Genomic DNA, 13,706 nt, shown 5'->3' with positions numbered 1-13,706 from the left:
CATGAGTATTGCCCTGAACACCCCACGCCGGGTCGCGATCATCGGCGGCGGCCCCGCTGGCCTGATGGCGGCGGAGACCGTGCGCGCTGCCGGCCACACCGTCGATCTGTACGAAGCCAAGGGGTCGCCCGGCCGCAAGTTCCTGATCGCCGGCAAAGGCGGCCTCAACCTCACCCACTCCGATGCGCGTGAGGTGTTCGTCTCGCGCTACCGCGAGCGCGCGGAGGCAGTAGGTGGCTGGTTGGCCGATTTCGATGGCGAGGCGCTGCGTGCCTGGGCGCTGGCGTTCGGCGTGGACACCTATGTGGGCAGTTCGGGACGGGTCTTCCCGGTCGACCGCAAGGCCGCCCCGCTGCTGCGCGGCTGGGTGCGCCGGCTCAAGGAACAGGGGGTGCGGTTCCACGTACAGCACCGCTGGACCGGCTGGGATGACGCGGGCGCGCTGCGCTTCGATACCCTCGAGGGCACGACCGCGATCACGGCCGATGCGGTGGTGTTCGCGCTCGGCGGTGGCAGCTGGCCGGAGCTCGGCTCGGATGGTGCGTGGGTGGCACCGATGACCGCCAGCGGCATCGACATCGCCCCGCTGAAGCCGGCCAACTGCGGCTTCGACATCGGCTGGACCCCTTACTTCAGCGAGCGCCAGGCCGGCGCCCCGCTCAAGCCGGTGGTGGCGCACTGGACCGACCTGCAGGGTCAGCCGCGCTCGCTGCAGGGCGAGTGCGTGATCACCGCGACCGGCATCGAAGGCAGCCTGATCTATGCGCTGTCGGCCGATCTGCGCGACAGCCTGGCACGCGACGGCCGGGTGACCCTGCAGCTGGACCTGCTGCCGGGCCAGACCGAAGCGCAGGTACTGGAGAAGCTGCAGAAGCCGCGCCAAGGCCGCAGCTTCGGCGAGGTCCTGCGCCGCCAGCTGGGCCTGGGTGGCGTGAAGTCGGCCCTGCTGTTCGAGGTATTGGGTCGCGAGGCCGGGCAATTACCGCTGGACCAGATCGCGCATGCGCTCAAGCGACTGCCATTGGCTCTGCAGCGAGCCCGTCCTATCGATGAAGTGATCAGCACCGCCGGTGGCGTGCGGCTGGAGGCGATGGACGCGCAGTTGATGCTGCGCGAGCGCCCCGGCACGTTCTGCGCCGGGGAGATGCTGGACTGGGAAGCACCGACCGGCGGCTATCTGCTGACGGCCTGCTATGCCAGCGGGCTGCGCGCGGGGCGTGGCGTGGTGGCGTGGTTGGCGCAGGCGTGAATCACGCGGTGCCGGCCAGCGGCCGGCACTACCGAGGTAGTGCGCACCGTGGCGTGCCGGACCGCCTGTCAGGACATGCAATCGGTAGTGCCGGCCGCTGGCCGGCATCAGCGCCTGCGCTGCATGCGCACCGAGGCGAGCGCTACCCCGCTGGGGTGTGGGTAGCTTTCCTCGCGCAGCGCTTCAAAGCCACAGCGACGATAGAACGGGACCGCATTGAGCGAGGCCGAGAGCACCAGCGGCCGCGCCGGATCCGCCAGCGCCTGCATGGCCTGCATCACGGTCAGGCCAATGCCACGGCCGCCACAGTCCGGATCGACGAACAACGCATCGATCTCGTTGCCGGCCAGATCGATCACGCCATAGCCCAGCAGCACGCCGTCGATGTCTTCGGCAATCACGCAGCCACCGGCGGCGAGCAGCGCGCGGTAGTGTTGCGGCGGCGGTGAGGCCGACCACGGCGCGATCACCTCCGGCGGATAGGCCGCGCTGCACAGCTCACGAACGCAACGCGTGCGCAGCTGCCACAGTCTGTCCGCCTCCTCGACACGGCCAACGCGCAAGCGCACGTCGCGCGCACCGGTCATCGCGATTTGCTCGACCGCAGCGCCTGGATGCGCGCTGGCGGCTGGAACGAATCACTGCGCGCATCCGCCCAGTAGTCGTGGAAGACCGCGTGGTCCGGCACTTTGCGCAGCAGCTCGCCCGGGGACAGATAGCGGTACAGCGAGGCCAGTGAGCGGATCTCCACCGGCGAGACGCGGCGCAGGATGTGCTCCGGGCCCAGCTCGGAGGGATCGTTCAAGCCGGCCGCACACAGCAGGTCGCGCAGCGCGCGCAGGGTGTTCTCGTGGTAGCTGTGCACGCGCGTGGCCTTGTCGGCCGCGTCCAGGTGACGCCAGCGATGCGGGTTCTGCGTGGCGATGCCGGTCGGGCATTTATCGCTGTGACAGCTCAGCGACTGGATGCAGCCCAGCGCGAACATGAAGCCACGTCCGGCATTGCACCAGTCCGCGCCCAGCGCGATGGTGCGTGCGATCTCGAAGGCACTGGTGACCTTGCCCGCCGCACCCACACGGATGCGATCGCGCAGGTCCAGTCCGACCAGGGTGTTGTGCACCAGCAACAGCGCTTCGTGCATCGGTACACCCACGTGGTCGATGAACTCGGCCGGCGCCGCACCGGTACCGCCCTCGGCGCCATCGACCACGATGAAATCCGGCAGCAGGCCGGTTTCCTGCATCGCCTTGGCGATACCGAACCACTCCCAGGGATGGCCGATGGCCAGCTTGAACCCGACCGGCTTGCCGCCGGACAGCTCCCGCAGCCGCGCGACGAACTGCAGCAGCTCCACCGGCGTATTGAACGCGCTGTGCCTGGAGGGCGATACGCAATCCACGCCCATCGGCACGCCACGGGTGATCGAGATCTCCTCGCTCACCTTGGCCGCCGGCAGCACGCCGCCGTGGCCTGGCTTGGCGCCCTGCGAGAGCTTGATCTCGATCATCTTGACCTGATCATGGGTGGCGTTGGCGACGAACTTCTCTTCGCTGAAACCACCGGCATCGTCACGGCACCCGAAGTAGCCCGAGCCGATTTCCCAGACCAGGTCGCCGCCCATTTCGCGGTGATACGGCGAGATCGAGCCTTCGCCGGTGTCGTGATAGAAGCTGCCACGGCGCGCGCCTTCGTTGAGGGCGCGGATCGCGTTCGCCGACAACGAGCCGAAGCTCATCGCGGAGATGTTGAACACACTGGCCGAATACGGCTTGGCGCAGTTCGGCCCGATCTGGATGCGGAAATCGTGGTGGCCGATCTCGGTCGGCGCCAGCGAATGGTTGATCCACTCGTAGTCCACCGCATAGGTGCTGCGCAGCGTGCCGAACGGCACCACGTCCATTTCATTCTTGGAGCGCTGGTAGATCAGCGCGCGCTGCTGGCGCGAGAACGGCACGTCTTCCAGATCGCTCTGCACGAAGTATTGGCGGATCTCAGGCCCGATCGATTCCAGTCCGTAGCGGAAGTGCGCCATCACCGGATAATTGCGTCGCAGCGTGCTGCGCTTCTGCAGCAGATCCCAGGTGCCCAGCACGACCAGCAACGCCGTCACGCCGACGCCCCAGTACCAGGCGGGCCAGATCGTGGCCAACCACACGCAGACCGGGAACAACAGGATGGCGAGCAGATACGCGAGATAGCGATGCATGGCTTTCCTCAATCAATAGCTGCCCCCGAGTCTACAGGCGGTCGTCCACCACTTCCCGGGGCCACACGGATTTGACGTCGTACACCACGCCCTGAGGCTTGAGCAGCGCGCGCACCTGCGCCGCATCGAAGGCGCGGAAACGATCATGCGCCACCGCAAGCACCACGGCGTCATAGCCGTCCGGATCGGGCGAGGCGACCCACCGTACATCGGCATCGGCAAGCGCCGCCGGCCCGACCCACGGATCCTGCACGTCCACCTGCGCCCCGGTGGCCTGCAGGCGCTGCGCCAGCTCCAGCGCGCGGCTGTTGCGCAGGTCCGGGCAGTTCTCCTTGAAGGTCACGCCCAGCACCAGGACGCGTGCCTGGGCGATGGCGATGTTGCGCGATGCCAGCAGCGCCAGCACGCGTTGTGCGACGTGCTCGCCGACACGGTTGTTGACCTGGCGCGCGGTGTGGATGAGATCGGGGTGATACCCCATGCTCTCGGACTTGTGCAGCAGATAGTACGGATCCACCCCGATGCAGTGGCCGCCGACGAGGCCGGGGCGGAACGGCAGGAAGTTCCACTTGCTGCCCGCCGCAGCCAACACGTCCTGGGTATCGATACCAAGCCGATCGAAGATCAGCGCGAGTTCGTTGACCAAGGCAATGTTGACGTCGCGCTGGATGTTCTCGATCACCTTGGCCGCTTCGGCCACGCGGATCGACGGCGCCGGCCAGGTCCCGGCGGTGATGATGCGTTGGTACAGCGCATCCACCACGGCCGCCGCCTCGGGCGTCGAGCCGGAGGTGATCTTGCGGATGTCCGGCAGCCGGCGCTCGCGGTCGCCCGGGTTGATCCGCTCCGGGCTGTAACCGCAGTAGAAATCTTCGTTGAAGCGCAGCCCCGATCCAGCCTCCAGCAAGGGCACGCAGACTTCCTCGGTGGTGCCGGGGTACACGGTGGATTCGTAGATCACCAGATCGCCCGGCGCCAGCAGCCCGGCGATCAGCGTGCTGGCACTGCGCAGGGGCCCCAGATCGGGCTGCTCATGCGCATCGATCGGCGTCGGCACGGTCACGATGTAGACATTGCACTCGGCCAGATCCGAGGGGTCGGCGCTGTAGCGCGCATGCACGGCGGCAGCCAGTTCGGCGGCATCCAGCTCGAGCGTATGGTCATGCCCACGCTGCAGCTCGGCGACGCGCGCCTGGTCGATGTCATAGCCCAGGATCGGCTGCTGCTGGCCAAAGGTCACCGTCAATGGCAGCCCGACGTACCCCAGCCCGATCACACCGATGCGCGGCGTTGCCGATGCGGAAATGGCGCGCGTCATCGCCGCGCTCCATGCAGCGGAACCGGGCCGGCGATCAGGCGGGGCGTCATCAGGGAGGGCTTCATGCGATACAGGCGCCGGGGATACAGGTGTTGCAAGCCTAACGCGCCGGGCGCTGCCCCACAAAGAACAAAGCCGCCGCCCGCGGAGAGTACGGACGACGGCCAAAGGAATGATGGTCCAGCTGCGGTTACTACCCTTTCAGACAGCCTCCAAGGGCAAACCCCGCAAGACTGGTCACAGCTGGTAGACAAAGAATAGGCGGGCAACCGTGATCATTGTGTTACGGCCAACGGTGTTTTGCGTTACGAACCCAACGTGACTGCGGCCGGTTCCAACTCGCCTGACACACCGGTCCACGCATCCAGCAGCGCCGCAAATCCGGTGGGCGACGTACCGTCCAGCGACGACCGCAAGGCGAAGCCGTCCCACGGCAGATCGATCAGTCGCGCCAGCGCGTCCGGTTCCACGGCGGCTGACGCCATCGTCCAGCGTGCGAAATGCCGCACTTCCACCTTATCGCGGGCCAGCTCACGCAGACCCTGATGGATGCGCGCATTGAGCACGCGCTGGAACACCGAATCCACCCCGTCTTCCGGGCCTTCGAAGTACTGCAGGAAACGACGCCCGTCGAACATCAACACGCCGGTCACGCCGGCCACTTTGTTGAAGCCCATTGCCGCACGCAGAATCTGATCAATGTCAGACGTCTCGATTCCTTCGATAGCGTCGCTGACGTAAGCGACCGCATGCAGCGGCATGAAGGCTTTCCATAGTGAACCGGAACTGACTATGCCATGAAGGCATTGCAGTGGGTAGCCGCAGCGTCAGGCTGCAGTGCCTTCCGCCGTCTAGTGTGACTCACTGCTCAATCAGGCGCCTGCACCTCATAGCCCCGCGCGCGCAGCTGCTCCAGGTAGCCGCCTGGAGAGACGAGGGATGACACAGGGACGGTGGCGAAGGTCACTGCATTGCGCCCCAGCGCATCGCTGGCCATGGCCAGCCACTTGCGCTGTGCCTGAGCGTCCACGTCGGTCAGCCCGCGCCGGCGACCGAACGCGCTGTTGGCGATCGCATCCACGCAGGCCACGTACTGCCCTTCCACGGCCAGACGCTGCAGTGCGTCCACATCCCCCACCGACCAGGCGTTGGCGCGCTCGGCCAGCAGCGGCAGCCCGTGCTCGACCACGTCCAACGTGCGGCGGAAGCACTCCAGGTCCTGCAGCGCGGTACCGCGCACTTCCTTGAGCGCTTGCCGGGGGTCGGCGATCTTGATCTCCACCCGGGTCGGCACCGGCTTGAGGCCATGTGCCTTGGCGGCCTTCTCCACCACCTTGGACACCGGCGAGGAACGGCCCAGGCCGACATCCTTGAGCGCGGCGGCATACAGCTGTGTGGCCGCCACCAGCGGACGGTCCTTCTCGATGCCGCCATCGCGACCGATATGACGCTGCTTGAGCTGCGCCCAACGCGCGTACAGATCCGGCGGCAGCACCTCGCGCAGTGTTCGCCCGTCCGGATCGCGGGCGGCCTTCAACGCCGAAGGCACCAGCGTCAGCCGACCGAAGAAGCCGACATCAGCATCCAAGCCCCACCCGGGTGATCCCAGCACCTGCTGCGCACTGCCGATCACGGCCTGCACTTCGTCGGCCCGCCACTCCAGCTTGGCCGGCAGCGGCGACACCGTGCCCAGAATCCACAGCGTGTGGCCGGCGCTGTTGCGGACCTGCCACATGCCCGGGCCGGGCTGCTCGCCGGAGACCACCACCGGGGCCAGATCGATCACGTCCCCCGCCGCGGACGCCGGCGTCGGCGTCGGCGTCGGCGTCGGCGTCGGCGCCTGCGCCTGCGCCTGTGCCGCGCCGCTCAGCAGCAGCGCCATGCTCACCATCAGTGCTGTCCGTGCACGTACCGAGTTCGCCATGTCACTTGTCTTTGTCCGGGATGGGGCGCAGCGTAGGGCGGCGCGCAAAGAAATGCGTAAAGTTTGCGTTGCCCGGATCACCGCTCCGGCAGCGACAACGAACGAGGGCAGCCCCATGGCTGCCCCCGTCTCATCGCCGCTCACCTTGATCAGGCGAGCCGCTTGCTCAGAACTCGCGCCAGTCGCCGTCTACCGTGGCTGCCGGCACCTGCCGCAGCGGGGTCACCGTACCGCTGCCGGAACGCGGCTTGGCGGCCGCGGGCATCGATGCTTTCAGTGGCGAGGCGGCACCACGCGGTGCGGCCATCGGCTGCGTCTGCACGCCGCTCTGGGTTGCCAGGCGGAAGCGCGCCACCGCACCGGTCAGGGCCATGGCCTGCTCCTCCATCGAGCGCGCCGCGGCCGTTGCCTCTTCCACCAGCGCCGCGTTCTGCTGGGTGGTTTCGTCCAGCTGCACCACGGTCTGGCTGACCTGCTCGATGCCGGCCGACTGCTCCTGCGACGCTGCCGAAATCTCGGCCATGATGTCGGTGACTTTCTGCACCGAGGTGACGATCTCGGTCATGGTCACGCCGGCCTTGTCGACCAGGCCCGCACCGATGGCCACTTTGTCCACCGAGTCCTCGATCAGCTCCTTGATCTCCTTGGCCGCGCCGGCCGAGCGCTGCGCCAGCGTGCGCACTTCACTGGCGACCACCGCAAAGCCCCTGCCCTGCTCCCCGGCGCGTGCCGCTTCCACGGCAGCATTCAAGGCCAGGATATTGGTCTGGAACGCGATGCCGTCGATCACCGTGATGATGTCGGCGATCTTCTTCGACGAGGCTTCGATGCCGCGCATCGTGACGACCACGTCCTGCACCACCTGGCCGCCTTCGGAGGCCACCGCACCGGCGCCGATCGCAAGCTGGTTGGCTTGGCGCGCATGCTCGGCGTTCTGCCGAACGGTGGAGGTCAGCTCCTCCATGGAAGCCGCCGTCTCCTCGAGGTTGGCAGCCTGCTGCTCGGTACGCCGCGATAGATCGTTGTTGCCGCTGGCGATCTCCACCGCCGCGGTGTTGATGCTGCCCGCCGCGACCTGGATGCTGCCGATGATGCCGGTCAACTGGCCGACCGTGGCATTGGCATCGTCGCGCATCCGGGCAAACACGCCCTGGAACTCGCCTTCCATGCGCACGGTGAGGTCGCCCGAGGCAATCGCCTTGAGCAGTTCCGAAAGCTGGCGAAGATTCTCGTCGCTGATCTGCATCATCGTGTTCAGGCGCTCGATCATCACCTTGAACTCGTGATCGAAGGCACCCGCATCGCCTCGCTGGCTGAAATCACCTGCCGCAGCCGCAGAGGCCAACCGGTGGATCTGGCCGTTGATCGCCGCCAGATTCTGTTTGGTGATGGCCATCGCTTCGGTGAAGCGCGCCTTCTCACCGGGCAGCGCTTCCAGGTCCTCGGCCAGATCGCCGACCGCATAGTTGCGCACCACATCAATGATCTTCTGGGTCAGCTCGATACTGCTGCCGACCAGTGCATTGGTGCCCGCAGCGATGCGCCCGAAATCACCGGGGAAGGCCGAGGCATCGATACGGTAGGCCAGTTCACCCAGATCATGACGGTGCGCCATGTCCTGCTGTGCTTTGGAGAAGGCGCGCAGGCGCTGGGTCATCGCGTCCATGCTGGCGAGCAGCTGCCCGGTTTCATCACGGCTGGTGTTGCCGACCGTGGTATCAAACCGACCGTCGGCGATCGACCGGGAGACATCCATCGCGCGCCGCAACGGCCCCACCAGGCTGCGCGTGATCAACCACGCCAGCAACCCACCCGCTACCAGGGCCACCAAGGCGAAGGTGATCAACAGGCTGCGTGAGGTCTGGATGGATGTGTTGACGATCGCCGCGCTTTCGGCGCTGCGACGCTCCTGCAGCTCCACCGCCGCCTGGATGGCCGCCGAGCGGGCCGCCATCAGCGGCTCGGCCTCGCCATAGAGCAGGCCGATCGCCGCCACATCATCATTGGCCGTGGCCCGCTCGATGATCTGGTTGTGCGCTGCCACTGCCGCATTCTGCGCGTCCCCGATGGCCTGCTTGGCCTGCATGCCTTCGGCGTTGTGGGGAATGGCGTCCAGGTCCTCCCGCGCTTTGGCGTAGGCCGCGCGGGTCTGCTGGATGCGCTCCAGAATCGCCGGGCCGTTCTCTTCGCCGTCCAGGATCAGGTCGCGCAGGTTGCGCTCGTTCTGGTAATTGCTGCCGCGCATGGTGGTGAGCAGCGACATCTTTTTGCCGTTCGTCTCAATCTCGCTCACTTGTTGGCCGATCCGGGCGGCCTGGTAAAGCGCCAGCGAGGACGAGGAAATCAGCAGAATCAGAAGAATCCCGAAGCCCACGGCGAGCTTGCTGCCGACGCGCATATGTTTGAAGTATTCCATTTCGTTGCATCCGCTATATCGTCACGTTGTGACACCGGAACCCAATGACGGCGGCATGATTGATAGCTTGAGTCAATGACGTAGCGTGGCGACTGCCTCATTCCGTGATCGCATACTGCGAAATTTGCTTATTTTTCAGCGATCTTCGCGAGCGAGACGCCAAAGTTCCGACAGTCTTCGACAGCGTCGATTCCGTGCTGCATAGCAGCAACATGTCGCCGCAACGACCTAAGCGCCAATCCCCTGGCGGTGTGACGCCCGTCCCCACCCCGATCTGAGACAAAGACATCGACGACATCTCATTTCTGTGACGGAGTACCGGAAATGGGGAGACTGAAAAACAGTGGCTCTGGATGCCGATGACCGCGATGTGCGTAGCCGCCATGCCTTGCGATGACACGTTGCCGCGCGGACATCAACGCAGTGCGCTGAAGAAACGCGCGCGGTGGCGTGCCGCCCTGGTGATCGGCAGCCTGGAGGACGGAAAGATGTGGCGCTACGCGTCTGCGCTGCACTCGCTCGACCCGCCAATGCGGGGAGATGTCACAGCGGCCGTTGGTGCCCGGGGCCGGAATCGAACCGGCATGGGGTTGCCCCCGGCGGATTTTAAGTCCGATGCGTCTACCAGTTTCGCCACCCGGGCAACGGCGGGCATAGGGTGCCTGATCGCGCCCGAATATGGAATGCGCACGCGGCCCGCGCGCGCCGCTCAGATCGCGCGGGAGTAGCGCACCGGCTGGTCAGGACGGGCCAGATACCGATCAAAGCACATCGCCAACAGGCGCAGCAGCGGCCGTCCGTGCGCACTCGCGCGCACCACACCGTGTTCGTATTCGGCCAGGCCGTCGGCCTGCAGGGCCGCCAACGCCGGCAACGCGTCGGCAAAGTAGTGCTCGAACTCCACACCGTGGCGCGCTGCCAATGCGACAGCGTCCACTTCGCCCTGGCACATCAACTGGCCGATCAACTCGGCGCGCAGCACATCATCCTCGTCCAGTTGCAGCCCCCGCCAGACCGGCAACCGGCCGGCATCCACCGCCGCTTCCCACGCCGGCAGTTCCCGTGGATTCTGGCTGTAGGTGCTCCCGATATGGCTGATCGCACTGGCACCGAGGCCGACCAGATCGGTGTCGGCGTGGGTGGTGTACCCCATGAAATTGCGATGCAGCTGCCCGGCACGCTGCGCGCGCGACAGGTCCTCTTCGGGTAGTGCGAAATGGTCCATGCCGATGTACTGATACCCGGCATCGGACAGACGCTGTACCGCAAGGCCCAGCAGCGCCAGTTTCTGCTCGGGGCTGGGCAGGTCCGCATCGGCGATCTGGCGCTGCGCGCGGAACAGATGCGGCAAATGCGCATAGCCATACACCGCCAGGCGATCCGGCCGCTCGCGCAACACCGTCTCCAACGTCTGCGCGAACCCGGCGAGCGTCTGCCTGGGCAAGCCATAGATCAGATCGACATTGACCGACCGCAGCCCGTACTCGCGGCACGCACGCAGGATGTCCAGCGTTGCTTCCACGCCCTGCTCGCGGTTGATCGCTTTCTGTACGTCCGGATCAAAGTCCTGAACGCCGAGGCTGGCGCGGTTGAAGCCAAGCTCGGCGAGCACGGCGATGTCCGCGCGCGTGACAAAGCGCGGATCCAGCTCGATCGAGAAATCGCGCGAGGCAGCCGTGCTGAAATGAAAGCGCCGGCGCAGCCCATCGATCAGCTCGCGCATCTGCGCCGGGGCGAGGAAATTCGGTGTACCGCCGCCGAGGTGCAGCTGGATCACCTCGCGCGCCGGATCAAACTGCGGGGCCATCAGGTCGGCCTCGCTCAGCACGCGTGCCACGTAACCGATGCCCTTGCTGTGGTCGCGGGTGATGACCCGGTTGCAGCCGCAGTAGAAACACGGGCTGCTGCAGTAAGGCACATGCACGTACAGCGACAGCGGCCGGCCCACCTCATTGCTGTCCGCAATCGCCTGACGCAGCGCAGGCTCACCATAGCCGTCATGGAAGTGCGGCGCGGTGGGATAGGAGGTGTAGCGCGGGCCGGGTCGGTCGTGCCGACGCAGCAGCTCGGGATCGAAGTGCCAGGCGAGCCCGGCGGCGGCAGGCGAGAAGGTATCCATGACGCCAGCTTGCGCGTGCATGCGCGCGCGCGCATTGCGTCAGATCAATTCAGGCCCGGGCGTCCCGCCATTGGCAGGCTCGGCCAGCGCAACATCTGGAAGCGGCGCCAGAAGGTATCGGCGATCCGCTCGGCGACGTCGTCGGCCAGCCGCTGCATCGGCACGTTGTCGCCTTCGGCCGTGGTCTGCCGGAACAACGCGAGCCAGCGGTCGAACAGGTCCCGGTCCAGTTCGTCCATGGCCATGTGCTTGGGCATGGGCGCGCCTTTGAAGCGCCGCGTGCCGCGCAGCATCGCCGACCAGAAGTCGACCAGCTGGGCCAGATGCGCCTCCCAGTCGTGAATCCGCGCCGTGAACACCGGGCCCAGCCGCGGCTCCTCGCGCACCCGCGCGTAGAAGTCGTGCACCAGCCGGGTGACCTCGTCTTCGCTGCACAGGTCAGGTGCGGGGAGCGGCAGCGCGTTGTCGATGGGATCGGGCATGAACATCCTCGGGCGGCAATGCCCAGCATCGGCGGCAGCGCCTGCCGCTGCCTTGATCAGGATCAATGAAGCCGGTGGCGAAGCCTTCTAGTCTGGGCGCTCGACAGGACGTGCGCACCCGCGATTCCGGCCCCCGGTCGGCGCGAAGTATAGCTGCGCCCTGCCCCTTCCTCCTGACCGTGGCCGCAATGAACGACCTGCACGACCCGCCCGACGGCAGCCGCCGACGGCTGATCCAGCAATGGGGCGCCATTCTGTGGCCCAGCTTCGTCGCGGCCGGCCTGGCCAGCGTGGTGTTCTTTGCGTTCGTCGATCCATTGCGCCTGCGCGACATCAGCTTCCCGCAGCATGCGATCAGTCGCGAGATCGGTTATACGCTCGGCTTCTTCATGTTCTGGGGCGTCACCGCCGCCGCCAGCACCATCACCTGGTATCTGCTGCGCCCGATGCCCGGTGATGATGACGATGTGCCATTGGGCTGAGCATGGCGGATCGTCTGTCACTGCATCTGGTTCCACCACTGCCTCCGCAGCCTGCCCGGCAGCGACGCGTGCTGCGTTGGCGAGCGTGGCTGTCCGCCGTGCTGCTGGCCAGCTTCTATGCGCTGCCGTGGCTGCGCTGGGACGGCCGCCAGGCATTGCTGTTTGATCTGTCGGCACGCCGCTTCGATCTGTTCGGCTGGACGCTGTGGCCGCAGGATGTGGGCGTGCTGCTGGGCTTGATCGCCGTGCTGGCCACCGCGCTGGTGCTGCTGACCAACCTCGCCGGCCGGGTGTGGTGCGGGTATGGATGCCCGCAGACGCTGTGGAGCCGGCTGTTCCGCTGGATTGAGCAAGGCACCACGCGCTGGCTGCCCTCGCCCGGTGCCGCCCGTCTGGCCAGGCACGCGCTGTGGGCACTCGTGGCGGGATGGACCGGCATCACGTTCGTCGGCTTCTTCAGCCCGATGCACAGCCTGGTCGGCAACCTCTGGCCCCTGGCCTGGAGCGGCTGGGAAACGTTCTGGATCGTGTTCTACGCGGCGGCCACCTGGGGCAATGCCGGCTTCCTGCGCGAGCAGGTGTGCCGCGATCTCTGTCCGTATGCGCGCATCCACGGCGCGTTCTGCGACAGCGATACGCCGCGCATGCAGTACCACGCCCGGCGCGGCGAGCCGCGCGGTCCGCGCGTGGCCGGCCTCGGCGGGATCGATGCGCGGGGGCGTGGCCTGCTCGACCCGACCAGTGCGAACGACTACGCCTTCCGTGCCGCGCACGAAGATATCGCGGGGCCGATGCCGCACTTCAGCGCTGATCGCCTCGGCGATTGTCTGGACTGTGGCGCATGCGCCAGCGCGTGCCCGATGGGCCTGGACGTGCGCGCAGGGCCGTACCCGGACTGCATCGGCTGCGGTGCCTGCGTGGAGGCCTGCGATGCGCGTCTGCAGGCCTGGCAGTTCCCGACGGGGCTGCTGCGCTACGCCAGCGACAACGCCCTGCAGCAGCGCCCTCGCCGCTGGCTGCGGCCGCGCACACTCGCAGCCGCCGGCACCCTGCTGGTGCTGCTGGGTATTGGTGTCCATCACATCGTGTAATGCCGGTGTCCCCAACGGCGCCCTTCCGCTACCCGGTCCCCCGACCGGTCTCAGCGCATGCGGGTGCGGGCACTCCTGGGCGGCACCAACTGCGCACGCCGCACGATGCCGAGCTGTTCGATGACCAGGGCCAGCTCATTGGTGACGCGCGTTCGCGCGGTGCCTTGAGCAGGCGGCACCAACCGCTCGAGCACACGCTGGTAGGTGGACCAGAATTCCGGGCCGCAGCCATGTTTCACGTAACTGGCTTCCAGCTCGGTTCGCACTCCGTCAGCCAAGTCATGTTCGCCGTATTCCATACGACCTCCGTGGGACTTGCTCTGCTTCAGGGACGACAGACACCCTCGGTGATAATGATTCACTTCGGGTTCACTTAAAATTTGCACGGTCTTCGCAGTAAGTCAATTACTGAAACAACC

The 13,706-nt window shown here is 66.6% G+C and carries 12 protein-coding genes and 1 tRNA gene; 3 read left to right on the top strand and 10 right to left on the bottom strand.

The window, feature by feature from the left end:
• The first annotated feature begins 1 nt into the window (after position 1).
• Positions 2-1,249 (top strand): TIGR03862 family flavoprotein, encoded by a 1,248-nt coding sequence (locus EDF74_RS03985; RefSeq protein ID WP_123728884.1) that lies wholly within the window; start codon positions 2-4, stop codon positions 1,247-1,249.
• A 107-nt stretch (positions 1,250-1,356) separates the two neighbouring features.
• Here the strand turns inward: EDF74_RS03985 and EDF74_RS03980 are convergent, their stop codons facing one another.
• The 9 genes from EDF74_RS03980 to EDF74_RS03940 all read right to left on the bottom strand — a co-directional run bounded on the left by EDF74_RS03980 (position 1,357) and on the right by EDF74_RS03940 (position 11,720).
• Positions 1,357-1,836, bottom strand: coding sequence for a GNAT family N-acetyltransferase (locus EDF74_RS03980; RefSeq protein ID WP_123728883.1), 480 nt, complete (start codon positions 1,834-1,836; stop codon positions 1,357-1,359).
• On the bottom strand, positions 1,833-3,455 hold the full coding sequence (locus EDF74_RS03975; protein WP_123728882.1) for an FMN-binding glutamate synthase family protein: 1,623 nt from the start codon (positions 3,453-3,455) through the stop codon (positions 1,833-1,835). The genes EDF74_RS03980 and EDF74_RS03975 overlap by 4 nt, the downstream gene beginning before the upstream one ends.
• A 31-nt stretch (positions 3,456-3,486) precedes the next feature.
• Positions 3,487-4,773, bottom strand: coding sequence for a nucleotide sugar dehydrogenase (locus EDF74_RS03970; RefSeq protein ID WP_123728881.1), 1,287 nt, complete (start codon positions 4,771-4,773; stop codon positions 3,487-3,489).
• Between the two features lie 305 nt (positions 4,774-5,078).
• Positions 5,079-5,534: a BLUF domain-containing protein gene (locus EDF74_RS03965; protein ID WP_123728880.1), complete on the bottom strand. Its 456-nt coding sequence runs from the start codon at positions 5,532-5,534 to the stop codon at positions 5,079-5,081.
• Positions 5,535-5,641: 107 nt separating this feature from the next.
• Positions 5,642-6,655, bottom strand: coding sequence for a TraB/GumN family protein (locus tag EDF74_RS03960; protein ID WP_123729704.1), 1,014 nt, complete (start codon positions 6,653-6,655; stop codon positions 5,642-5,644).
• 208 nt (positions 6,656-6,863) lie between these two features.
• Positions 6,864-9,113, bottom strand: a complete 2,250-nt coding sequence (locus EDF74_RS03955; RefSeq protein WP_123728879.1) for a methyl-accepting chemotaxis protein — start codon at positions 9,111-9,113, stop codon at positions 6,864-6,866.
• A gap of 556 nt (positions 9,114-9,669) precedes the next feature.
• Positions 9,670-9,756, bottom strand: a tRNA-Leu gene (locus EDF74_RS03950).
• 66 nt (positions 9,757-9,822) lie between these two features.
• The gene (hemN, locus tag EDF74_RS03945) at positions 9,823-11,232 is read right to left on the bottom strand and encodes an oxygen-independent coproporphyrinogen III oxidase (RefSeq protein ID WP_123728878.1); all 1,410 of its coding nucleotides are present in this window, start codon (positions 11,230-11,232) and stop codon (positions 9,823-9,825) included.
• 44 nt (positions 11,233-11,276) lie between these two features.
• Positions 11,277-11,720, bottom strand: coding sequence for a group III truncated hemoglobin (locus tag EDF74_RS03940; RefSeq protein WP_123728877.1), 444 nt, complete (start codon positions 11,718-11,720; stop codon positions 11,277-11,279).
• 182 nt (positions 11,721-11,902) lie between these two features.
• Here EDF74_RS03940 and EDF74_RS03935 point away from each other — a divergent pair, with 182 nt between their 5' ends.
• Both EDF74_RS03935 and EDF74_RS03930 read left to right on the top strand, forming a co-directional pair.
• Positions 11,903-12,196: a hypothetical protein gene (locus EDF74_RS03935; RefSeq protein ID WP_123728876.1), complete on the top strand. Its 294-nt coding sequence runs from the start codon at positions 11,903-11,905 to the stop codon at positions 12,194-12,196.
• A 2-nt stretch (positions 12,197-12,198) separates the two neighbouring features.
• On the top strand, positions 12,199-13,287 hold the full coding sequence (locus tag EDF74_RS03930) for a 4Fe-4S dicluster domain-containing protein (protein WP_123728875.1): 1,089 nt from the start codon (positions 12,199-12,201) through the stop codon (positions 13,285-13,287).
• Between the two features lie 50 nt (positions 13,288-13,337).
• Here EDF74_RS03930 and EDF74_RS03925 read toward each other — a convergent pair whose 3' ends face one another.
• Positions 13,338-13,586 carry a hypothetical protein gene (locus tag EDF74_RS03925; RefSeq protein ID WP_123728874.1) on the bottom strand — a complete coding sequence of 83 codons (249 nt, stop codon included), beginning with the start codon at positions 13,584-13,586 and terminating at the stop codon, positions 13,338-13,340.
• Positions 13,587-13,706 lie beyond the last annotated feature (120 nt).

This window comes from Stenotrophomonas rhizophila, from assembly GCF_003751305.1.
GTDB classification, from domain to species: domain Bacteria; phylum Pseudomonadota; class Gammaproteobacteria; order Xanthomonadales; family Xanthomonadaceae; genus Stenotrophomonas; species Stenotrophomonas rhizophila_B.
The sequence above is the reverse complement of the archived record's forward strand: the minus strand, read 5'-3'. Positions and strand labels throughout refer to the sequence as shown.